This is a genomic window from Rhizobium rosettiformans W3 (genome assembly GCF_004912135.1).
GTDB classification, from domain to species: Bacteria; Pseudomonadota; Alphaproteobacteria; order Rhizobiales; family Rhizobiaceae; genus Allorhizobium; species Allorhizobium rosettiformans.
In genome coordinates this window covers 395,629-417,038 of sequence record NZ_STGU01000001.1, presented here as the reverse complement: position 1 = coordinate 417,038, position 21,410 = coordinate 395,629, and the positions used below count along the sequence as shown (strand labels likewise).

21 protein-coding genes are annotated in these 21,410 nt (G+C 61.7%); 12 read left to right on the top strand and 9 right to left on the bottom strand.

Annotated elements, in window-relative coordinates; translation table 11 throughout:
• Positions 1-4: 4 nt before the first annotated feature.
• The 10 genes from glgA (at position 5) to FAA86_RS01930 (ending at position 9,987) form a co-directional block, all read left to right on the top strand.
• A complete protein-coding gene (glgA, locus tag FAA86_RS01975; protein ID WP_136538122.1) occupies positions 5-1,444 on the top strand; it encodes a glycogen synthase GlgA in 1,440 nt (479 codons plus the stop codon).
• Between the two features lie 3 nt (positions 1,445-1,447).
• Positions 1,448-3,076, top strand: a complete 1,629-nt coding sequence (locus FAA86_RS01970; protein WP_136538121.1) for an alpha-D-glucose phosphate-specific phosphoglucomutase — start codon at positions 1,448-1,450, stop codon at positions 3,074-3,076.
• 115 nt (positions 3,077-3,191) lie between these two features.
• Positions 3,192-3,551 (top strand): ArsR/SmtB family transcription factor, encoded by a 360-nt coding sequence (locus FAA86_RS01965; RefSeq protein WP_136538120.1) that lies wholly within the window; start codon positions 3,192-3,194, stop codon positions 3,549-3,551.
• Positions 3,552-3,561: 10 nt separating this feature from the next.
• Entirely contained in the window at positions 3,562-4,083 is a 522-nt protein-coding gene (locus FAA86_RS01960) for an arsenate reductase ArsC (protein ID WP_136538119.1), read from the top strand.
• 3 nt (positions 4,084-4,086) lie between these two features.
• On the top strand, positions 4,087-5,145 hold the full coding sequence (gene arsB / locus FAA86_RS01955; protein ID WP_136538118.1) for an ACR3 family arsenite efflux transporter: 1,059 nt from the start codon (positions 4,087-4,089) through the stop codon (positions 5,143-5,145).
• A 6-nt stretch (positions 5,146-5,151) separates the two neighbouring features.
• The gene (gene arsC / locus FAA86_RS01950; protein ID WP_136538117.1) at positions 5,152-5,577 is read left to right on the top strand and encodes an arsenate reductase (glutaredoxin); all 426 of its coding nucleotides are present in this window, start codon (positions 5,152-5,154) and stop codon (positions 5,575-5,577) included.
• Positions 5,552-6,280 carry an arsenical resistance protein ArsH gene (gene arsH, locus FAA86_RS01945; protein ID WP_136538116.1) on the top strand — a complete coding sequence of 243 codons (729 nt, stop codon included), beginning with the start codon at positions 5,552-5,554 and terminating at the stop codon, positions 6,278-6,280. The genes arsC and arsH overlap by 26 nt, the downstream gene beginning before the upstream one ends.
• An 81-nt stretch (positions 6,281-6,361) precedes the next feature.
• Complete coding sequence (glgX, locus tag FAA86_RS01940) at positions 6,362-8,320, top strand: glycogen debranching protein GlgX (protein WP_136538115.1); 1,959 nt, start codon at positions 6,362-6,364, stop codon at positions 8,318-8,320.
• A gap of 88 nt (positions 8,321-8,408) precedes the next feature.
• A complete protein-coding gene (locus tag FAA86_RS01935) occupies positions 8,409-8,897 on the top strand; it encodes a MaoC family dehydratase (protein ID WP_113461033.1) in 489 nt (162 codons plus the stop codon).
• Between the two features lie 22 nt (positions 8,898-8,919).
• The gene (locus FAA86_RS01930; protein WP_136538114.1) at positions 8,920-9,987 is read left to right on the top strand and encodes a DUF2332 domain-containing protein; all 1,068 of its coding nucleotides are present in this window, start codon (positions 8,920-8,922) and stop codon (positions 9,985-9,987) included.
• Here the strand turns inward: FAA86_RS01930 and FAA86_RS01925 are convergent.
• The 6 genes from FAA86_RS01925 to FAA86_RS01900 form a co-directional block, all read right to left on the bottom strand.
• Positions 9,976-10,290, bottom strand: coding sequence for a type II toxin-antitoxin system RelE/ParE family toxin (locus FAA86_RS01925; protein ID WP_136538113.1), 315 nt, complete (start codon positions 10,288-10,290; stop codon positions 9,976-9,978). The two genes, FAA86_RS01930 and FAA86_RS01925, sit on opposite strands and share 12 nt — an antisense overlap.
• Positions 10,277-10,546 (bottom strand): ribbon-helix-helix domain-containing protein, encoded by a 270-nt coding sequence (locus FAA86_RS01920; RefSeq protein WP_136538112.1) that lies wholly within the window; start codon positions 10,544-10,546, stop codon positions 10,277-10,279. The genes FAA86_RS01925 and FAA86_RS01920 overlap by 14 nt, the downstream gene beginning before the upstream one ends.
• Before the next feature lie 132 nt (positions 10,547-10,678).
• Positions 10,679-11,233, bottom strand: a complete 555-nt coding sequence (locus FAA86_RS01915) for a sarcosine oxidase subunit gamma (protein ID WP_136538111.1) — start codon at positions 11,231-11,233, stop codon at positions 10,679-10,681.
• The gene (locus FAA86_RS01910; protein WP_136538110.1) at positions 11,226-14,219 is read right to left on the bottom strand and encodes a sarcosine oxidase subunit alpha; all 2,994 of its coding nucleotides are present in this window, start codon (positions 14,217-14,219) and stop codon (positions 11,226-11,228) included. The genes FAA86_RS01915 and FAA86_RS01910 overlap by 8 nt, the downstream gene beginning before the upstream one ends.
• The gene (locus FAA86_RS01905; RefSeq protein WP_136538109.1) at positions 14,216-14,536 is read right to left on the bottom strand and encodes a sarcosine oxidase subunit delta; all 321 of its coding nucleotides are present in this window, start codon (positions 14,534-14,536) and stop codon (positions 14,216-14,218) included. The genes FAA86_RS01910 and FAA86_RS01905 overlap by 4 nt, the downstream gene beginning before the upstream one ends.
• Before the next feature lie 17 nt (positions 14,537-14,553).
• Positions 14,554-15,807 (bottom strand): sarcosine oxidase subunit beta family protein, encoded by a 1,254-nt coding sequence (locus FAA86_RS01900; RefSeq protein ID WP_136538108.1) that lies wholly within the window; start codon positions 15,805-15,807, stop codon positions 14,554-14,556.
• Positions 15,808-16,111: 304 nt separating this feature from the next.
• On the opposite strand from FAA86_RS01900, the gene rpsU reads away from it, so the two are divergent.
• Positions 16,112-16,336 (top strand): 30S ribosomal protein S21, encoded by a 225-nt coding sequence (rpsU, locus tag FAA86_RS01895; RefSeq protein WP_006726944.1) that lies wholly within the window; start codon positions 16,112-16,114, stop codon positions 16,334-16,336.
• 137 nt (positions 16,337-16,473) lie between these two features.
• The gene (locus FAA86_RS01890; protein ID WP_246034977.1) at positions 16,474-17,337 is read left to right on the top strand and encodes a tetratricopeptide repeat protein; all 864 of its coding nucleotides are present in this window, start codon (positions 16,474-16,476) and stop codon (positions 17,335-17,337) included.
• Positions 17,338-17,475: 138 nt separating this feature from the next.
• Here FAA86_RS01890 and FAA86_RS01885 read toward each other — a convergent pair whose 3' ends face one another.
• The 3 genes from FAA86_RS01885 to FAA86_RS01875 form a co-directional block, all read right to left on the bottom strand.
• Positions 17,476-17,700 carry an aa3-type cytochrome c oxidase subunit IV gene (locus tag FAA86_RS01885; protein ID WP_113461040.1) on the bottom strand — a complete coding sequence of 75 codons (225 nt, stop codon included), beginning with the start codon at positions 17,698-17,700 and terminating at the stop codon, positions 17,476-17,478.
• Between the two features lie 132 nt (positions 17,701-17,832).
• Positions 17,833-18,552, bottom strand: a complete 720-nt coding sequence (locus tag FAA86_RS01880; protein ID WP_246034976.1) for an N-acyl amino acid synthase FeeM domain-containing protein — start codon at positions 18,550-18,552, stop codon at positions 17,833-17,835.
• A 219-nt stretch (positions 18,553-18,771) separates the two neighbouring features.
• The gene (locus FAA86_RS01875; protein ID WP_136538107.1) at positions 18,772-21,081 is read right to left on the bottom strand and encodes a putative bifunctional diguanylate cyclase/phosphodiesterase; all 2,310 of its coding nucleotides are present in this window, start codon (positions 21,079-21,081) and stop codon (positions 18,772-18,774) included.
• Positions 21,082-21,410 lie beyond the last annotated feature (329 nt).

Here is a 21,410-nt window from a genome sequence, read left to right as displayed (position 1 = left end):
TTCCATGAAGGTCCTTTCGGTCGCCTCCGAACTGTATCCGCTGATCAAGACCGGAGGCCTTGCCGACGTCGTGGGTGCCCTGCCCATCGCGCTCGCCGCCCACGGCGTCGAGACGAAGACGCTGATCCCCGGCTATCCGGCGGTCATGAAGGCGGTCAAGAAGCCGAAAAAGATCCATGAATTCGACGAGGTCCTCGACGAACGGGCGACCCTGCTCGAGGTCAAGCATGAGGGCCTCGACCTCCTGATCCTCGACTGCCCGCAGCTCTACGAGCGTTCGGGCGGTCCTTACCTCGATACCCAGGGCCGTGACTATCCCGACAACTGGAAGCGCTTTGCGGTCCTCTCCAAGGTCGGCGCCGAGATCGCGGTGGGCGTGCTGCCCGGCTTCAAGCCCGATCTCGTGCATGTGCATGACTGGCAGGCGGCACTCGTGCCCGTCTACATGCGGTATGCCGAGGCGCCGGAGGTCCCGAGCCTCATCACCATCCACAACATCGCCTTCCAGGGCCAGTTCGGCGCCAATCTCTTCCCCTATCTCGGTCTTCCCGGCCATGCCTGGCATGAGGCGCTCGAATATTATGGCACGATCAGCTACCTGAAGAGCGGCTTGACCACCGCCCATGCGCTCTCGACCGTCAGCCCATCCTACGCCGAGGAGATCCTGACGCCCGAATTCGGCATGGGCCTTGATGGCGTCATCGCCAGCCGTGCTGCCGATCTCTATGGCATCGTCAACGGCATCGATTCCGAGGTCTGGGACCCCGCCGCCGACCCCTTGCTGGCCAGCAAATATTCGGGTTCTGCCCTGAAGAAACGCGCCGGCAATCGCGCTGCGATGGTGGAGCGTTTCGGTTTTGACGGCAATGACGGTCCGATCTTCTGCGTGATCTCCCGCCTCACCTGGCAGAAGGGTCTCGATCTTCTGCCGGAGGTCATCGACGAAATCGTCAATGCCGGCGGCAGGCTTGCCATCCTCGGCTCCGGCGAAAGCGGCATCGAGGCAGCGCTGCAAAGTGCAGCCGCCCACCACCGCGGCCGCGTGGGCATGGTGCTCGGCTATGACGAAGGCCTCTCGCATGTCATGCAGGCGGGATCGGACGTGATCCTCGTGCCCTCGCGCTTCGAGCCCTGCGGCCTGACCCAGCTCTACGCGCTGCGTTATGGCTGCATCCCGCTGGTCGCCCGAACCGGCGGCCTGGCAGACACCATCATCGACGCCAATGAAGCCGCCCTCGCCGCTGGCGTCGCCACGGGCGTGCAGTTTGCGCCCGTGACGGCTGACGCACTCCGCCGCGCCATTCGCCGCACGCTTCGCCTCTACAGTGACCAGCGTCTCTGGTCGCAGATGCAGAAGCAGGGCATGAAATCCGACGTCTCCTGGAACAGGAGCGCGGTATCCTATGTTGAACTTTATCAACGCCTCGTCTCGAAAGGCCAGTAATCGATGATCTCGACCGTCTCCACGAAACCCTATGCGGACCAGAAACCCGGCACCTCGGGACTGCGCAAGAAGGTTCCGGTCTTCCAGCAGGAAAACTATGCGGAGAACTTCATCCAGGCGATCTTCGACAGCCTCGAGGGCTTCGAAGGCCAGACACTGGTGATCGGCGGCGACGGCCGCTACTACAACCGCGAAGTCATCCAGAAGGCGCTGAAGATGGCCGCCGCGAACGGCTTCGGCAAGGTGATGGTCGGCAAGGGCGGCATTCTCTCGACGCCGGCTGCCTCGCATGTCATCCGAAAATACAAGGCCTTTGGCGGCATCGTGCTCTCGGCCAGCCACAATCCCGGCGGCCCGACCGAAGACTTCGGCATCAAGTACAATATCGGCAATGGCGGCCCGGCACCGGAAAAGATCACCGACGCGATCTTCGCCCGCACCAAGGTCATCGACAGCTACAAGACGGTCGACGTCGCCGACATCGATCTCGACACTGTTGGTAGTTTCGATCTTGCAGGCATGGTGGTCGAGGTCATTGACCCCGTCACCGACTATGCCGACCTGATGGAAACGCTCTTCGATTTCCCCGCCATCCGCTCCCTGATCTCGGGCGGCTTCCGCGTAGTAATCGACTCAATGAGTGCCGTCACCGGCCCCTATGCCGTCGAGATCCTCGAAAAGCGCCTGGGCGCACCCGCAGGTTCCGTGCGCAACGAAGTCCCCCTGCCCGACTTCGGCCACCACCATCCGGACCCGAACCTCGTGCATGCCAAGGAACTCTATGACGATGTCATGAGTCCTGACGGTCCCGACTTCGGTGCCGCCTCCGACGGTGACGGCGACCGCAACATGGTCGTCGGCAAGGGCATGTTCGTCACGCCCTCCGACAGCCTCGCGATGATCGCCGCCAACGCCACCTGCGCCCCCGGCTACAGACAGGGCATTGCCGGCATCGCCCGCTCGATGCCGACAAGTGCCGCCGCCGACCGCGTTGCCGAAAAGCTCGGCATCGGCATGTACGAGACCCCGACGGGCTGGAAGTTCTTTGGCAACCTGATGGATGCCGGCAAGGTCACCGTCTGCGGCGAGGAAAGCTTCGGCACCGGCTCCGACCATGTGCGCGAAAAGGACGGCCTCTGGGCGGTGCTCTTCTGGCTCAACATCGTTGCCGCCCGCAAGCAGAGCGTGAAAGAGATCGTCGAGGCCCACTGGGCCGAATACGGTCGCAACTACTATTCCCGCCACGACTATGAGGGCGTGGATACCGAGAACGCCAACGCCTTGGTCGCAGCACTCCGCGCCAAGCTCGAAAGCCTTCCCGGCACTACGATCAACGGCCTGACCGTGAGCGCGGCCGACGACTTTGCCTACAATGATCCGATCGACCATTCCGTGTCGAAGAATCAGGGCATCCGCATCCTCTTCGAGGGCGGCAGCCGCATCGTCTTCCGCCTCTCCGGCACCGGCACCTCGGGCGCGACGCTCCGCCTTTACGTCGAGCGCTACGAGCCCGACGCCAGCCGTCACGGCATCGAGACCCAGGCGGCGCTTGCCGACCTGATCGCGGCAGCCGAGGAAGTGGCCGAGATCAAGCGCTATACGGGCATGAACGAGCCGACGGTCATTACCTGACGGAGCTGAAACCTTGTCTCAGACATCAAGCCCCGGCGTCTTGGGCGCCGGGGTTTTTCTTTGCCACCGGCAACACCCGGATTGACTCCCACGATATATCCATTATTCTAGAAGTATGGATGAAAAACTGACGATCGCGGCGCTTGCCGCCTTGGCCCAACCGACACGCCTGCAGACCTTTCGCCTGCTGGTGGCGCATGAACCCGATGGCATTCCCGCCGGCGAACTCGCCCGCCTGATCGGGGTGCCGCAGAACACCATGTCGGCGCATCTGTCGACGCTGTCGCAGGCCGGTCTGGTGACCGGCGAGCGTCAGAGCCGCTCGATCATCTACCGCGCCGACCTCGACCGCTTCCGCGCTGTCGCGCTTTACCTGCTGAAAGATTGCTGCGGCGGCAACGCCAGCCTCTGCCAGCCGCTGATCGATGATCTCGCCTGCTGTTCACCCACCCTCGAAGTCACCCGCTCCAACTGAGAGACCGGCCATGTCCGACAAGATCTATAACGTGCTCTTCCTCTGCACCGGCAATTCCGCCCGCTCGATCATCGCCGAAGCGATCCTCAACCGGCTCGGCCAGGGCAAGTTCAAGGCCTACTCCGCCGGCTCCCAGCCGAAAGGTGAGGTCCATCCCTACACGCTGCAACTGCTGAAGGGCATGAACTACGACACGAGCTTCGCCCGCTCGAAGAACTGGGACGAGTTTGCAGTGCCCGGCGCGCCTCAGCTCGATTTCGTCTTCACCGTCTGCGACAACGCCGCCGCCGAAGCCTGCCCGGTCTGGCCCGGCCAGCCGATGACCGCTCATTGGGGCGTTCCGGACCCGGCAGCTGCCGAAGGCACGGATAGCGAGAAGCACTTCGCCTTTGCCGAGGCGTACCGGATGCTCAATCACCGTATTTCCATTTTCGTCAGCCTGCCGATGGCGAGCCTCGACAAGCTTTCGCTGCAAAAGCGTCTGGCCGAGATTGGCACGACCACTGATGCCGCCAACCCCGAGGTTGCCTGACCCATGTCCACTTTCGAGCGTTATCTGACCCTCTGGGTCGCATTGGCAATAGTTGTTGGCATCGCGCTTGGTTCGGTCTTCCCCGGCCTCTTCCAGCTCATCGGTTCGGCCGAGATCGCCAAGGTCAACCTGCCGGTCGCTGTGCTCATCTGGCTGATGATTATTCCTATGCTGATGAAGATCGACTTTGCCGCCATCCGCGAAGTCGGAACCCATTGGCGCGGCATGAGCGTCACGCTTTTTGCCAATTGGGCCGTGAAGCCCTTTTCCATGGCGGTCCTCGGCTGGATCTTCATCGGCTGGCTCTTCGCACCTTTCCTGCCGAGCGATCAGATCGACAGCTATATCGCGGGTCTCATCCTGCTTGGGGCCGCACCCTGCACCGCCATGGTCTTCGTCTGGTCGAACCTGACCCGCGGCGACGCGCCTTTCACCCTCACCCAGGTGGCACTGAATGATGCCGTGATGGTGCTGGCTTTCGCGCCGATCGTCGCCATCCTGCTCGGCGTCTCGTCGATCATCGTGCCCTGGGACACGCTTCTCATCTCGGTCGCGCTCTTCATCGTCGTGCCGGTGATCGTCGCCCAGATCCTGCGTCGGGCACTCGGCAGCGGCGATGGTCGCGCCCTGCAGCGCTTCCAGGCCCAGATACAGCCGCTCTCGATCGGCGCGCTGCTCCTGACGGTCGTTCTGCTCTTCGCCTTCCAGGGCAACCAGATCCTCGCCCAGCCGATGGTAATCGCCATCCTCGCCGTGCCGATCTTCCTGCAGACCATCTTCATCTTCGGCTTTGCCTACCTGGCAAACCGAATGACTGGTGAAGCCCATTGCATTGCAGGCCCCTCGGCCCTGATCGGCGCCTCCAACTTCTTTGAGCTTGCGGTCGCAACCGCCATCAGCCTCTTCGGCTTCAACTCGGGCGCCGCCCTTGCCACCGTCGTCGGCGTGTTGATCGAAGTGCCCGTGATGCTGGCACTGGTCGCGATCGTCAACCGCAGCAAGCGTTGGTACGAGGCCGGCCATGCCGTCACCGCCAGATCCGCCAATCAAGCAAAGGCCTGAAATCTCATGAACGTCACCATCTATCACAACCCGGCCTGCGGCACCTCGCGCAACACGCTCGACCTCATCCGCCATGCCGGCATCGAGCCCACGGTCATCGAATATCTGAAGACCCCGCCGAGCAAGGAAGATCTGGCAAAGATGATCGCCGATTCCGGCCTTTCGGTGCGTCAGGCGATTCGCGAAAAGGGCACGCCCTATGAGGAACTCGGCCTTGCCGATCCCGCCCTCTCGGACGACCAGCTGCTCGACGCGATGATCGCGACGCCGATCCTGATCAACCGCCCGCTTGTTGTGACCGAGATGGGCACGCGCCTCTGCCGCCCGTCCGAAGTGGTGCTCGACATCCTTCCCGCTGACGCTTTCACCTCCGCCTTCGTCAAGGAAGACGGGGAAGCCGTGCTCGATGCGGAGGGCAAGCGCATTGTCTGATGTGAGAGTAGACCTGCCCGCCGCCGATCTCGATCACCTGCGCCTGCCGGACCTGGAAGCACTGCGCCGCCCCTTCTCGACCCACAAGCCGCGTATCCTGATCCTCTATGGCTCGCTGCGGCAGGTCTCCTACAGCCGGCTGCTGGCGATGGAGGCCAAGCGCCTGCTCGAGCATTTCGGCGCCGAGGTGAAAGTCTTCGACCCGTCAGGCCTGCCGCTGCCCGACGATGCACCGGTGAGCCACCCGAAGGTGCAGGAGCTGCGCGACCTCTCGGCATGGTCCGAAGGCCAAGTCTGGGTGAGCCCCGAGCGCCACGGCACGCTGACCGGCATCATGAAGGCCCAGATCGACTGGATACCGCTCTCGGTCGGCGCTGTCCGCCCGACCCAGGGCAAGACGCTCGCTGTCATGCAGGTCTCCGGCGGCTCGCAGTCGTTCAATGCCGTCAACGCCATGCGCCTGCTCGGCCGCTGGATGCGGATGATCACCATCCCCAACCAGTCCTCGGTGGCCAAAGCCTATCAGGAATTTGACGCCGACGGCCGGATGAAGCCCTCCTCTTATTACGAGCGCGTCGTCGATGTCTGCGAGGAACTGGTGAAGTTCACGCTTCTGACGCGCGACATCTCCAGCTACCTCACCGATCGCTACAGCGAACGCAAGGAGGCGGCAGTCAAGGGTGTGAACCTGAAGGCCATGTGATGGGAACGGCTCTGGTCCGGTTCGGGCCGCCTGCTATTGTTTCTCGAAGGCAAGCGAATCAACCGGACCACGAGGCGATCCATGACCAAGCCGATGCTCGGAGCCACCCCTGGCAAGACGGGTGCGGATGTTCGTCTCTGGTCGCATCATGCAAGCCTCGTGGAACTCTGCCTCTTCGACGATCGTGGGGAGACCGAACTCGCCCGCCTGTCGATGACGCGGGGTGATGGCGATGTGCATCATGTGTACGTCGACGGCATGAAGGAAGGTGCCCGCTACGGCTTCCGCATTCACGGCCCCTATGATCCGGCTGAAGGGCACTGGTACGACCCAGCGAAACTGCTGGTCGACCCCTATGCCACCGAGCTTGACCGACCCTTCGTCTATGATCCGAGGCTCGGCCAGTTCGGTATCGACACCGCCGATCTGATGCCGAAAGCCATCCTGAAGGCGCACAAGTCGCTGAAGCCCATGATGCCGCTCGGCGAGCGCACCGGCTTTATCTATGAGGTCAACGTCAAGGCGCTGACCATGCTGCATCCGGACGTGCCGGACGGGCAGCGCGGCACGCTCTCCGCCCTCGCCCATCCCGCCATCCTTTCCCATCTGAGGCGGATCGGCGTGGACATGGTCGAACTGATGCCGATCACCGCCTGGATCGACGAGCGGCATCTGCCGCCGCTCGGCCTCACCAACAGCTGGGGTTACAATCCCGTCGCCATGATGGCGCTCGATCCGCGCCTCGTCCCCGGCGGCGTGAAAGAACTCCGCGACACGGTTGCCGCCCTGCATGCCGAGGGCATCGGCGTCATCCTCGACCTCGTCTTCAACCACACCGGCGAAAGCGATGTCATGGGCACGACGCTGTCGCTGCGCGGCATAGACAACCGCTCCCTCTTCCGCCATGTGGCGGATGATCCCGGCACGCTGGTCAACGACACCGGCTGCGGCAACACGCTGGCCTGCGACCATCCGTTCGTCCGGCAACTGATCGTCGATACGCTCCGTCACTTCGTTCTCTCGGCCGGCGTCGACGGTTTCCGCTTCGACCTCGCGCCGATCATGGGCCGCCACTGGGACGGCTTCCATCGGGATGCCCCGACGCTGCGCGCCATTCTCAAAGACGAGGTGCTGGAGGATCGCATCCTGATCGCCGAACCCTGGGATATCGGGCTCGGCGGCTACCAGCTCGGCCGCTTCCCGCCCGCCTTCCTCGAATGGAACGACCGCGCCCGTGACACCTTCCGCCGCCACTGGCGCGGCGACGCTGGCACGACAGGCGATCTTGCGACGGCGCTCGCCGGCTCCGCCGATCTCTTCGCCCATGACGGCCACGGCCAGACGCGCAGCGTCAACTTCATCGCCGCCCATGACGGCTTTTCGCTCTACGACCTCGTGTCCTATGAACACAAACACAACGAGGCGAATGGCGAGGAAAACCGCGACGGCCACAATGAGAACCATTCCTGGAACAACGGGGTCGAGGGTGAAACGTCCGACAAGGCGATCCTGAAGAAGCGCCGTCAGGATGTCGAAGCTCTGCTGTCAACGCTCTTCGCCAGCCGGGGTGCCGTGATGCTGACGGCGGGCGACGAGTTCGGTCGCACCCAGCACGGCAACAACAATGCCTATTGCCAGGACAATGCGCTGACCTGGCTCGACTGGTCGAGGGCCGACGAGGCGCTGATCGAAACCACCGCCCGACTTGCCGCCATGCGCCAGCGCTTCTCCTGCTTCATGGACCCGAGCGTCCTGACCGGAGAGAATGACGTCGCGTGGCTGAACATGGAAGGTCAGCCCATGACCGTTCAGGACTGGGAAACACCCGATCTCGGCGCCTTTGCCATGATGCTCGCCAGCATCGATCGTGAGACCGGCAAGGACTGCCATATAGCCGTGCTGTTTAACCGTTCGAGCGATGCACAGGAGTTCGCGCTGCCCGCTGCGGAGAAGCGGAAATGGCGCCTCCTGGAGACGGGCCGCAGCGCAAGCCGCATAAGCGTGAAGGCCCGCAGCGTCGACATCTGGGTCCGCGCGTGAGAAAGTGACGAAGAGTGACGCACCCCCCTTCCGATTGACATGAACCGGCTGTAGCTTGCGGGAATTATTGAAGGATCGGGTTCTTTTCATGCCGCAAGAGATTTCACTCAAGGACGTGCCGGGCCTCGTCGGTACCGTGGTTGGTGTCTCCGACTGGATCACCGTTGACCAGCCGATGATCGACGCCTTTGCCGGCGCCACCATGGACCACCAGTTCATCCACACCGACCCGGTGCGCGCCGCCGCCGAAACACCCTTCGGCGGCACGATCGCGCATGGCTTTCTGACGGTGTCACTTCTGTCCGCCATGAACTTCAACTGTTTGCCAAAGATCCGCGAGCAGACGATGGGCATCAACTACGGCTTCGACAAGCTGCGCTTCATGTCTCCGGTCAAGACCGGAAAACGCATTCGCGGCTCCTTCAAGCTGGCCGAAGCCCGCTTTCGTGGCGCCGGCATGCTGATGAACACCTATGAAGTGACCGTCGAGATCGAGGACGAGCGCAAGCCCGCCTTGACCGCCAACTGGATCACCATCTCGCAATTCGATCCGAAGGATCGGCCCGAAGGCGTCTGAGACACGAAAGGCGACTTCGAGGATGAGCGAGGACCGCAGTGACCTGATCCGCCAGAGTTTCCTCCGTCAGGCAAAAGCCTGCGCCGATCTGGGCTCCCCCTTCACCGCCCGCCTCTGCACGCTGGCGGCAGAGCGGCTAACCGGGGATAGCAGTGTCGGTGAAACAGTGCTCCGTTGGCCCGGCAACCCTGACGGTACCGGCGATGCGCTGGCGCTACGGCTCGCCGGCACGCTGCACGCCCTCGTCCGCTCCGGCCAGGACCAGGCCTTGTCAGCCGTTTATCCGCCGCATACCGTCGATGACGACACGCTCTGGGCCGCGATCGAGGCTACCATGCGCCGCGACGAAGCCTTCATGCTGGAGCGCCTGAACTCCGCCCCACAGACCAACGAGGTACGCCGCTCCTCCGCCCTGCTCCCCGGTTTCCTCACCATTGCGGCGCAGACCGCCAAGCCGCTGATCCTCTCGGAAGTCGGCGCCAGTGCCGGCCTCAACCTGCAATGGGATCGTTACAGCTACCGACTGGGGGACTTCCGCTGGGGCCAGGTCTCCGCTGTCGAACTCGCCCCACGCTGGGAAGGCCCGCCGCCACCGCAAGCCAAAATCGAAATCATCGAACGCGCTGGCTGCGACCTGAACCCGCTCGATCCCGCATCCGAAGACGATCGCCTGCGGCTCTTCTCCTATATCTGGGCCGACCAGCAGGACCGCCTCGATCGCACGGCAGCAGCCCTTGCCATGGCGACCGAAAGCGGACTGAAGGTCGAGAAGGCCGACGCCATCGACTGGCTGCGCAAGCGCCTGGCAACGCCGCGTCCGGGCATGGCCCACGTGATCTACCACACCATTGCCTGGCAATACCTGCCGCCGGCGTTGAAGGCCGAGGGTGAAGCCCTGATCGCAGACGCCGGCAGCCGCGCGACGGAAACCGCCCCACTGGCCCGCCTGCAACTGGAAGCCGACGGCAAGCCGGACGGGGCCGCGATACTGCTCACGCTCTGGCCATCCGGGGAGATGTGCGAGATTGGTCGGGCGGATTTTCACGGGCGCTGGGTGAAATGGTCGGGGTGGGAAGACTCAGCCGTCTGAGTTGAACAGAGCCGCGTAGTTTCGGCGTCCATGGAAGATGTTGGTAATCACAACGCCGCTCTCGTCTACGAGGTAGAGCACGACCGCACTATGTTCGAAAGGAACCATGCGTAACCCCGGAGCTAAGTCATCTCTCAGCACACCGCCGTGGGGCGCATCACCAATCTTCTCGCAGCGCGCACGAATACGACCGACATAGCGTCTTGCCGTCACAGGTGACTGGCTGAGCGCCAGCACGAACGCGAATAGGTCTTGAAGATCGTTCAGAGCTTCTGGGCGAAAGCGGACATTAGCGCGCTGCACGTCCCGGCACCGATTGCGCTTCGGCCATTATCTCGTCAAGCGCAGCATCGACCTCGTCAATGCTCAGGCTGGGGCGAGGATCATCGATCGATCGACGTACCCGCTGCCGGATCGCCTCAAGCCGTTCAGCCGGATCGTCTGTCGTTTGGTGCCAGGCTTCGATTGCGGCAAGCACCGCCTCGTCCGCAGACGCAAAACCGCCGATCTCGACAAGGTGGTCCACGGCCTTCAGGGTCTCGTTTCGGAAAGAATTCATCAAAGCTGACCTCCATGCTGCGCAATTTCGACCTCACAATAGCATGCGGACAACATCTGCGCGAGTTTCACCCCAAACACAGAAAAGGCCGGGTCACCCCGGCCTCCTCAAATCCCGTCGAAAACTCGCCCCTCAGAGCGAGGCATCCTCCGCGCCCTCGGCGAGCATGCCGAACGCATATTCCGCAAAAGACCGCCAGCATTCGACGCGAAAAGTCTCTTGCTCGACGCGGTAGAGGATGATCTCGATCTTGCCGAACACGGTGCGCGTCACCGCCCCCACCGGGAAGGCGGCGAGCGAGAGGTCGAGCGGGCAGGCTGCGTTGAGCGTGTCGGTAGCGGCGGGTCCCGAGACGATGATCGCTGTGTTGCGATGGGAGATGTCGGTCGCCGAATGAACCACGCCGGAGGCGGCGCAGTCGGCCATCAACGTGTCACCCTTCTCGTCGATCAGGAACCATTCGTCCGGACCGATCCAGAAGGCCGTGCGCCCCTTGGCCGAGACGGACGTCTTGGGCTTTGTCGGAAGCTTCAAGCCAAGCGACTTCGAAAGACCGGCAATGCCGTCTTCACCGGCGCGCAACGAGACGCGGGTGGCAGGAAGCGCCGGGGTGAGGCGCACCTTGGCGCTGCCGCCATGGAAGCCGGCAAGAACGGTCTTGCGTTCTGCGACAGACATATCAGCCATGGATGCGGCCCCCTTCCTTGTCAAAGAATACCATGTCGGTGACCTCGACCGCGATGGTCTTGTCCTTCATCGGCACGTAAAGCGTCTCGCCCATGCGTGCGCGGCCACCGGCCACCATGGCAATCGCAATCGAGCGACCGAGGTTTTCAGACCAGTAGGACGAGGTGACATGCCCGAGCATAGTCATCGGCTTCGGCTGGTTCGGATTGGCGACGATCTGCGCGCCCTCTTCCAGCACTTCGTTCGGATCCTTGGTGAAGATGCCGACAAGCTGCTTGCGGCCTTCCTTGACCAGATCCGGACGCTTCATGCCGCGAATGCCGACAAAGTCGGTCTTCTTCTTCGACACCGCCCAGGAGAGGCCGGCATCGTCGGCCGTCAGCGTGCCGTCGGTATCCTGACCGACGATGATGTAACCCTTCTCGGCGCGCAGCACGTGCATGGTCTCGGTGCCATAGAGGCAGGCACCGAGCGACTGGGCACGCTCCCAGATCTTCTGGAAGACGTCCGCGCCGAAATCGGCAGGCACATTGACTTCGAAGCCGAGCTCGCCGGTGAACGACACGCGGAAGAGACGCGTCGGCACGCCGCAGAACTTGCCTTCGGCCACGCTCATATGCGGGAAGGCCTCGTTCGAGATGTCGATGCCCTCGACGAACGGCGCGATGATGTCTCGCGCCTTCGGACCCTGGACAGCGATGACGGCCCATTGTTCCGTGGTCGAGGTGAGCCAGACCTTCAGATGCGGGAATTCCGTCTGCAGATAGTCTTCCATGTGGTTCATGACGCGCGGCGCACCGCCCGTCGTGGTCGTGACGTGGAAACGATCCTCCGCCAGACGACCGACGACGCCATCGTCATAGATGAAGCCGTCTTCGCGCGTCATGATGCCGTAACGCGCCTTGCCGGGCTTCAGCGTGTCCCAGGCATTGGTGTACATCAGGTTCAGGAACTCGGCGGCGTCAGGGCCGACGACTTCGATCTTGCCCAGCGTCGAGGCATTGAACACGCCGGCCGCCTCGCGCACCGTCTTGCACTCGCGATTGACGGCGGCATGCATGTCCTCGCCGCCCTTGGGGTAATACCAGGCGCGCTTCCAGTTGCCGACGTCTTCATAGACGGCACCCTGAGAAACTTCATAGGCATGCATCGGCGTCTTGCGCACCGGATCAAACAGCGCATCGCGCGAATGGTTGATCAGCGTGCCGAAGGTGACGGGCGTATAGGGCGCGCGGAAGGTGGTGAGACCGACCTGCGGGATCTCCTTACCCAGCACTTCGGCTGCAATGGCGAGGCCATGCATGTTGGAGAGCTTGCCCTGGTCGGAGGCCATGCCGTTCGTCGTGAAGCGCTTGATATGCTCGATCGAATGCATGCCCTCGCGCACGGCCAGACGAATGTCCTTGGCGCAGACATCGTGCTGGAAGTCGACGAAGGCCTTGACGTTGTCTTCGCGCCCGGCGCCTTCGGCAGCGCCGATCATGCCACCGGTCCAGGCATGCGCATTGGCACCCGACAGCGAAACAGCAGGCGTCTCGGTCGCACCCGCAGCCTTGGCCGAGGAGAAACCGGCAGCGGTTGCCTCGTCGAGCAGCGCCTGCAGATCGTCGGTGCCGTTGCAGCCACCGACGCAGATGCAGTCCTGGGCATAGACGTCAGGCAGGAAGCGCTGGTTGGCAGCATCGAACTTCAGCTTGCCGCGCGACTGCGAGAACATGTGCACGGACGGCGTCCAGCCGGCGCACATGAGCAGCGCATCGACCTCGATCTTGCGGGTAGAGCCGCCGCCATTGCGGCGAACGGTGATCGAACGGACACGCAGACGACCAGCGGTATTGACCACGCCATGGCCGGTCAGCACCTCGATGCCGAGTGCGCGGGCCTCTGCCAGCACCTTTTCGCCCGGCTTCTCGCGGGCATCGACGATGACGGGCACCGAAACGCCCGCCTTCTTCAGGTCGATCGCCGCTTCATAGGCCGAGTCATGTGCCGTGTAGACGCCGACCTTGGCACCGACGGCCACGCCGAAATGGTTGAGATAGGTGCGGCCGGCGGAGGCGAGCATGATGCCGGGGCGGTCATTGTTGGCGAACACCATGTGCCGTTCGATCGAACCACTGGCGATGATCACGCGCTTGGCACGCACCTGCCACAGCCGTTCGCGCGGCTGGTTCTTCGACGGCTTGGCGATGTGGTCGGTGACGCGTTCGACCAGCGCCACGTAATTGTGATTGTGATAGCCGAAGGCCGTTGTGCGCGAGAGCACGGTGACGTTGGACATGGCCTTGAGCTTCGCGACAGTCGCTTGCGCCCAGTCCCAGCCGCTCTGGCCGTCGACGGTCGCACCAGTGTCGAAGTGGAAGGCACCGCCCATTTCCGGTTGTTCGTCAACGATCATGACGCGCACGCCCGTCTGGGCGGCAGCCAGCGCCGACGCGAGACCGGCGGCACCGCCACCGATGACCAGCACGTCGCAATGCGCATAGCGATTGGCGTAATGATCCGGATCCGCTTCCTTCGGCGCATGGCCAAGGCCGGCAGCACGACGGATGAAGGGTTCGTAAATCTGGTGCCAGGCAGCCTTCGGCCACATGAAGGTCTTGTAGTAAAAGCCGGCGGCGAAGAAGGGCGAGAGCAGATTGTTGACCTCGCCGATGTCGAGCGACAGCGACGGCCAGCGGTTCTGCGTCTCGATCTTCATCCCGTCGAAGACTTCCTGCACGGTCGCCCGCACATTCGGCTGGCGGCGGGCGGCGTCACGCGCGACGTCGAGCAGCGCATTCGGCTCTTCCGGACCTGCGGTCAGGATGCCGCGCGGACGGTGATACTTGAAAGAGCGGCCGGCGAGATGCATGCCGTTGGCGATCATCGCAGACGCCACGGTATCGCCTTCGTAAGCCGTCAGCGTGCGGCCATCGATCGTGAAGCGGGCGGTCAGCGCCGGCGTCAGGCGGCCCTTGCCGGGGATACGGTTGGCAGCGCTCATGCCTTCTCTCCCTTGGTGACGGTGGCGGACTGAAGCGTCGCGGGATCGGGCATGGGTTCACCGGCCTTGTAGGTCAGCAGGATCTTGTCTGAGATGGTGTCGCGAGCCGCATTGAAGAAGCGCCCGCAACCATGGATATGGCGCCAGCGTTCGAAGATCAGGCCCTTCGGGTTGTCGCGCAGGAAGAAGTAATCGGCGAACTCCTCGTCCGTGATCGAGGCGATGTTTTCCGGGCGCGCGATATGCGCCTCACCGGCGGCGCGAAACTCGAGCTCTGCACGCTCTTCTTCGCAATAGGGGCATTTGATGACCAGCATGATGGACGATCCCTAATTCAGTGCGCCACGGCAGCGGCGGCTGCCTCGTCGATGAGGCGGCCGGTGCGGAACCGGTCGAGCGTCAGACCCTGGGCCAGCCGGTGCGGCTCGCCCTTGGCGATGAGATGAGCAAAGAGGTTGGCAGAGCCCGGCGTCGCCTTGAAGCCGCCCGTACCCCAGCCGGCATTGACGAAGAGGTTCGGAACCGGCGTGACGCTCTGGATCGGCGAACGGTCGGCCGTGTTGTCGGTGATCCCGCCCCACTGGCGCATCATCTTCACACGACGGAACATCGGGAAGAGCTCGCAGATGGCATCGAGCGTATGGGTGATGATCTGCATGCCGCCGGTCTGGCTGTAGGAATTGTACTGGTCGGTACCGGCCCCGATGACCAGTTCGCCCTTGTCGGACTGCGAGATATAGGCATGCACGGTGTTCGACATGACCACGCAGGGGAAGATCGGCTTCAGCGGCTCGGAGACGAGCGCCTGCAGCGGCGTCGAGTGAACCGGAAGACGCACACCCGCCATGCCCATGACGACGGAAGAATGGCCGGCCGCGGAAACGCCGACCTTTTTCGCGCCGATAAAGCCCTTGGTCGTGTCGACGCCGGTCACTTCACCATTCGGACCACGGCGGATGCCGGTGACTTCGCAGTTCTGGATGATATGCACGCCGCGATCCGAGGCCGCACGCGCATAACCCCAGGCGACCGCATCGTGACGCGCCGTGCCGCCGCGGCGCTGCAGCGCTGCGCCATTGATCGGGTAGCGGGCATTCTTCGAGATATCGAGCGGCGGGCAGAAGGCCTTGGCCTGCTCGGGCGTCAGCCATTCATTGTCGATGCCGTAGAGATTGTTGGCATTCACATGGCGCTTGAACGACTGCATGTCATGCACATTGTGCGACAGCATCATCACGCCGCGCGGCGAATACATGACATTGTAGTTAAGGTCTTGAGACAGACCTTCCCAGAGCTTCAGCGAATGCTCGTAGATGTCCATGCTCTCTTCATAGAGATAGTTGGACCGGATGATCGTCGTATTACGGCCAGTATTGCCACCGCCGAGCCAGCCCTTCTCGATGACGGCGACATTGGTAATGCCGTGCTCCTTGGCGAGGTAATAGGCGGCGCCCAGGCCATGGCCGCCGGCGCCGACAATGATCACGTCATAGGACTGCCGCGGCTCGGGAGAGACCCACTGAGCCTCCCATCCCTTGTGGGCACGCATGGCCTCACGGACAACGGCAAAGACCGAATATTTGCGCATTCGCCTTAAACTCCTGTGGTTCAGGCACTGGGGTAGGATGATACAGGTCGCAGATCAACCCACGATATGACGTCCGTTTTGCGACGCATTGTCATCCGTCTTTCGACACCCCGGAGATGTTCTGGTGGGTAGTGCAAATTTGTTGCTTCAAGGCCCTGCGACATATGGACTTCACCAGGGTCTTCTGGTATCTCGCTCGCCAATCGCCGGACTCACGGGCCGGGCGAACCATTATGCTGTTTCCGTAGATGTGACCTCCATCGACGGAAGGACCAACTCAAAGAACCAAAGGAACGGGATAAACGTGCAGGTACTAGTCCGCGACAACAACGTTGACCAGGCGCTCCGCGCTCTCAAGAAGAAAATGCAGCGCGAAGGCATCTTCCGCGAAATGAAGATGCGCGATTTCTTCGAAAAGCCGTCTGAGAAGCGTGCACGCGAGAAGGCTGAAGCTGTTCGTCGCGTCCGCAAGCTGGCGCGCAAGAAGATGCAGCGCGAAGGCCTGCTGCCGGCTGCACGCGGCCGTTGATCTGCCCCGATTTGGGCGTTTTCCTATGAAATGAGGGCGGGGGCGACACGAATCGCCGCCGCTCTTTTGATATGCAACACGAACTTGTGCTGCCCGATGCCTTTCGAGGTCCCGGCGGCCGCCGGATGATGCGCCTCATGACGAAAACCTCCGTGCTCTCCCCAGCCTCCTCTGTCGCATCCAGATCGCGACTGGCATCTGCAGCTGCTCTCTTTGCTGCCTTGACCCTGGCAGGCTGTGCCACGACGACGGAAACGACGGATGTCATTCGGCTCGATCGCGCGCAGGGATCCGACGAAAACATCGCCTCGCTGACAGCCGTTATCCAGGCCAATCCGCGCGATCCGGAGGGCTACAACGTTCGTGGTTCGGCTTATGGCCGCGCCGGCCAGTTCAAGCAGGCGCTCGACGATTTCAACACGGCGCTGCAGCTCAATCCGCAGTTCTTCCAGGCTTACGCCAACCGCGCGCTGGTCTATCGCAACATGGGTAAGCCGGTTGAAGCGGCAGCCGACTACAATGCGGCGCTGAAGATCAACCCGAATTACGACGTCGCCTATATCGGCCGAGGCAACATCTACCGCCAGGCTGGCCGCATCGACGAAGCTTTCGGCGACTTCAACCGCGCGATCCAACTCGATACGACGGATGGTCGCGCCTATCACAATCGCGGCCTGATCTATCAGCTGCGCGGCGACCACCCGAAGGCGATCGAAGACTTCTCCAAGGCGATTTCGCTCTCCTCGCGCGCCCCGGAACCCTATAACGGCCGCGGCGTCTCCTATATCGCGCTCAACGACGACGAAAACGCCTTCGCCGACTTCAACCTCGCCATCGAGCTCAACGGCAACATCGCTGAAAGCTGGGCGAACCAGGCGCTTGTCTACGAGCGCCGTGGCGACAAGGCACGGGCCGCCAAGTCCTACAGCCATGCGCTGCGCCTCGATCCGAAATACGAGCCGGCCAAGCAGGGCCTTGCGCGCACGCGCGGCACGACCTGACGGTCCGGCACAGCACTGAGGTGCGAAACGGCGGGGAGACCCGCCGTTTTTTGTTATCCATGCCGGGCGGATGAGACGGCAAAGAAAAAGGCGGCCCGCTTCCGGACCGCCTTTGACGTTCGAAGTTGTCGGCGCTGATCAGCGCATCATGAAGACGCCGGCAACCGACAGCACGATCCAGATGAAGAGGCCACCGAGCAGGCCGGCGCCGCCGAAGAAACCAGCAGCCATGGCGATCATCAGCGCAACCAGAATGGCGGTGCCATACTTGGTGCCGGCGATGAAGAGGTCATAGGTCTTCTCGTGCTCCTTGTAGTCCATCGAAGCACCGGTTTCGACCGGACCGGAATGATGTTCGCTCATGTTCGATCTCCCAAATCTTAAGCCAGACGGCACCACGGCAGAATCACGCAAGGACGCGGCTGTGGGCTAAATTCTCTCTGTTTCCGCATACACAAAGGCCGGCCCAAGTGCAATCGCATCCGGGGATCGTGGTCAATAATCACGGCCCGCCACCGCACCGATGATCTTCCCATCGGCCACGAGCCGCGCCGAAGGCAGGATCGTCAGCGGCGTCGTCGGCAAACGCCCCTCCCCGCGCCCGAACATCAGCCGCCGCTCGTGAACGCCTGAATCGAAGAAGGGATAGCGCTTGAGCAACTTGGACCCGGTCGTATGGGTATTGGTCGCCATGAGGGTGAGTTCGAGACCGTATATCTCGGTCATACGGCGCTCCACGACTGTCTCCGCATAGAACACGCGCTTGTAAAACGCAGCGTGATGCGGGCGCACGTGTTGCAGCACGCGATCAGCCTTGAAATAGGCAGCAGCAACAATGCTGGGGCGTAGCGTTATATAAGGTAGAACCGGCAGCTCAGCCGCAACCTGCGGATCGACAGCAAATCGGGCAGGATCGATAAGGGTCAGCCCAGCATCGAGATAGGCTTCCATAACGTCCGGAAACACCCCTTCAGATTGAGAAAGCGGGTGGGAAGGTGTCACGTGATGAAGCCTGATGGTGCTCACCAGCTCTTCGAAATAGTAGATGCCGAAAACATAGGCATGTCTATCAAAGTCGGCATCATCGATCATACTTGGTGCCGCGACCGGCAGCACATTCGCTGCTTTATATGCCTTGTAGCGGAGATGCTCGATGTCTTCAAAATCCTCTTGCGTCTCAATGCGGCGATACTCGACATAATCGAGGTATCGCATCAGTCGCTCCGAAAAGCCTTCAAGTTCCATACCCGACGCTCACCATGGTTAACACCCGGTGAATGGCTAGCACGCATTGTTCCCTGCCGCGCCCCCAAATATTAATAACAAATTAAAACCCCATAGGTTAAGGTTAACAGTCGCATATGCGACTACGCGGTTTCCAAGCGGCTAGACCGCGTCACGGCGGAGCTGAGTTTTCTGATTTGTTTGGCAGCCTCAGGCGACGCCGGCGTGACCTGACAGGCCATGAAGCGACGCTTCTTCCGCAAGACCTTTGACGGCGTGGGTCGCTATAGGTGTGGAAAACACATAGCCCTGAATGAGGTCAGCACAATTGTGTTTCTTGATGAGAGCAAGTTGCTCCCGGGTCTCCACCCCCTCGACAACAATGCCGATATCAAGCCCCCGCGTGAGGCTGACAATACCGCGCAACAGTTTGAGGCGACGGGCGTCCTCTCCAATGTTCCGAACAAACGACCGATCGATCTTGACGACGTCAACGGGCAGTGTGTCCAGATAGCTCAGACTTGAAAATCCGGTGCCGAAATCGTCAATAGAGATGGTTATGCCGAGTGATCTCAGTTGCTCCAACACGTCACGCGCAGCAGAGAGCTCTTCAATAAGGCTGCTTTCAGTCACCTCCAGATGGAGGCGTGCTGCTGGTAACCCGGCATTCGTCAGGATCTTCTCTACTGTTGAAGCAAGATCTCCCTGCCTCAAGTCTTGGACTGAAAGGTTTACTGACACGCCAATGGATTCAGGCCAGGTCCGGCAATCGGCACATGCTTTCTGCAGGACCTGATGCGTGATGTCGGTAACGATACCCATCTCCTCCGCGATCTGGATGAAGATGTTGGGGGCGATCGGTCCTTTTTCCGGGTGGTGCCACCTGGCGAGCGCTTCGCAGCAGGCCAGCTTACGACCATCCGGGGTGAACATCGGTTGATAGACGACCGTGATGCCATGGCTGTCCACAGCGGCACGCAAGTCTGCTTTCAGCCGCTGACGCTCAAGATAGCGAGCATCCATCTCATCGACGAACAGCGTGAAATTTCCGCGTCCGCGTGCTTTGGATTCAAAGAGCGCGATGTCCAGCTTGACGAGCCACGCCTCCATATCGCCTTCAGCGGTGTCTACCAGTGCTGCGCCGGCAGAGAAGTTGATCGGAAAGCGGGTGCCGTCGATTTCGTATTCTCCTCTCGCCGCAGCATGTAGACCTTTCATCTCGATCTCGAGATCCGGCCGCCCCTGCACATTCGGGAAGAAGAAGATGAAGTGATCGCCTACCTGACGTCCGACGACCGCCTTGCCGGCAGCCAGTTCCGTCAACCGCTCCCCGACAGCGACCAGCAGCTTGTCACCCGTCAGGTGTCCCTTGAGGTCGTTCACATGCTTGAAATCGGCGACGTCCAGCAGCATCAATCCAACAACGGGTCCGTATTCGCCCGGGCGATCCAGACGGTCGCGCACGAGTTCGGCAAAATAGCTGCGTTGCGGCAGCCCCGTCAGCGCATCGTAACGCGCCATGTGAAGGATCTTGCGATCCGCGCGCACACGAGCCGTCACATCTTCGAAGATCAGGACAACGCCACCCTCGTCGCGCCGTTTGGCGGAGAACTCGAGAACGAGGTCCTCGGAAAAATGCATCACGGCTCGGCTGGTTAGCCCCTGCGTGAGTTGGGAAAGCTGCTTCTGCAGCAAACTCGGCATGGCACCGTCGACAAAGGTGTGCCGCACGCCGTAGTGCAGGACCACATCCAGGTCGCAGCCCGTCAGCCGTCGACGGTCGCCCAAGTTGAGCAACTCACAGGCCTTGCGGTTGACGACCTCGATCCGGTTGTTCGGGTCGAGCATCAGCAGGCCGTGCGTCATGTTGCTCAGAGCCGTGTCGAAGCGGTCGGCGATCTTCGCCATCTCGCGCGAGGCGATAACATTTTCATAGAGAAAGTCTCGGACGCCATTGGCCATCGATCGGACCGTGAGCCCAAAGGGCACCAGCATGAGTGATAGCAACGCCTTGAAGATGTCCTGCGCAAGGAGACTGCCAATCACCATGGGCGCGCAGCAGGCCAGCGTCTGCAAGTCTACAGCGAGCCGGGAACCATAATTGCGCCCGACAACGGACACCATCGACGCCATGGCCACGGCTATACATGCGAGTTCCGCGAACGTGTCCTCGAATGCGAGCATGGCATAGCCGCTACCAATCCCGAGAATAGCGGCTGTCAACGCACCGCCCAGCACATAGCGCCGTTCCCAGGCCGCGATCTGTTCGCGGCTCAGCGCGGTTTTGTCCTCACGATCGAACAGGAAAAACGAATGCAGGCGAAAGGAGAAGACGAGAACGAAGCAGCCGCAGAGCAGCAGATAGAAACCCGCACCGGTCTGAACATAGACGGTGACGAAGGTCAGGATGTGGACAACCATGCCGGTGAACAGCGTGAAGCGGTTGTCGAACAGGGAGCTCACGAACGAGAGATAGACATCCGTGGGCACATTGTGCTCAGGCCCCTTGTCGGCCCTCATGATCTGCCCTCCCGGCGCGGCTGGACGTGAAACCTCAGCTGCCAAACGATGTCTCTTCCAATCCCTATGCCCGGTCCGAAGGGCGAAAAGCATGTACTAAAACGTCACAGTAATGTGCATAACGAAGCAATTTCTAAAATGCACTGCTTCGATGCGGGACGCAAACGAGTAAGTCACAACCTCTTAAGGGCGGCATAGGGAAACCATTAAAATGCGACGAATGGATCAAGACGGGCAATGAGCCTCACGGCATCCCCTCAGGCCGGTCGAAAGAGTCTGAACTGCGACTTTCGTATGCCCGCCAGAACCACAAGCGCTGTTGAGTTGCG

Coding starts and splice junctions, on each gene's coding strand:
- glgA (WP_136538122.1), top strand. CDS start 5: ATGAAGGTCCTTTCGGTCGCCTCCGAACTGTATCCGCTGATCAAGACC.
- FAA86_RS01970 (WP_136538121.1), top strand. CDS start 1,448: ATGATCTCGACCGTCTCCACGAAACCCTATGCGGACCAGAAACCCGGC.
- FAA86_RS01965 (WP_136538120.1), top strand. CDS start 3,192: ATGGATGAAAAACTGACGATCGCGGCGCTTGCCGCCTTGGCCCAACCG.
- FAA86_RS01960 (WP_136538119.1), top strand. CDS start 3,562: ATGTCCGACAAGATCTATAACGTGCTCTTCCTCTGCACCGGCAATTCC.
- arsB (WP_136538118.1), top strand. CDS start 4,087: ATGTCCACTTTCGAGCGTTATCTGACCCTCTGGGTCGCATTGGCAATA.
- arsC (WP_136538117.1), top strand. CDS start 5,152: ATGAACGTCACCATCTATCACAACCCGGCCTGCGGCACCTCGCGCAAC.
- arsH (WP_136538116.1), top strand. CDS start 5,552: ATGCGGAGGGCAAGCGCATTGTCTGATGTGAGAGTAGACCTGCCCGCC.
- glgX (WP_136538115.1), top strand. CDS start 6,362: ATGACCAAGCCGATGCTCGGAGCCACCCCTGGCAAGACGGGTGCGGAT.
- FAA86_RS01935 (WP_113461033.1), top strand. CDS start 8,409: ATGCCGCAAGAGATTTCACTCAAGGACGTGCCGGGCCTCGTCGGTACC.
- FAA86_RS01930 (WP_136538114.1), top strand. CDS start 8,920: ATGAGCGAGGACCGCAGTGACCTGATCCGCCAGAGTTTCCTCCGTCAG.
- FAA86_RS01920 (WP_136538112.1), bottom strand. CDS start 10,546: ATGAATTCTTTCCGAAACGAGACCCTGAAGGCCGTGGACCACCTTGTC.
- FAA86_RS01915 (WP_136538111.1), bottom strand. CDS start 11,233: ATGGCTGATATGTCTGTCGCAGAACGCAAGACCGTTCTTGCCGGCTTC.
- FAA86_RS01910 (WP_136538110.1), bottom strand. CDS start 14,219: ATGAGCGCTGCCAACCGTATCCCCGGCAAGGGCCGCCTGACGCCGGCG.
- FAA86_RS01905 (WP_136538109.1), bottom strand. CDS start 14,536: ATGCTGGTCATCAAATGCCCCTATTGCGAAGAAGAGCGTGCAGAGCTC.
- FAA86_RS01900 (WP_136538108.1), bottom strand. CDS start 15,807: ATGCGCAAATATTCGGTCTTTGCCGTTGTCCGTGAGGCCATGCGTGCC.
- FAA86_RS01890 (WP_246034977.1), top strand. CDS start 16,474: ATGACGAAAACCTCCGTGCTCTCCCCAGCCTCCTCTGTCGCATCCAGA.
- FAA86_RS01885 (WP_113461040.1), bottom strand. CDS start 17,700: ATGAGCGAACATCATTCCGGTCCGGTCGAAACCGGTGCTTCGATGGAC.
- FAA86_RS01880 (WP_246034976.1), bottom strand. CDS start 18,552: ATGCGATACCTCGATTATGTCGAGTATCGCCGCATTGAGACGCAAGAG.
- FAA86_RS01875 (WP_136538107.1), bottom strand. CDS start 21,081: ATGAGGGCCGACAAGGGGCCTGAGCACAATGTGCCCACGGATGTCTAT.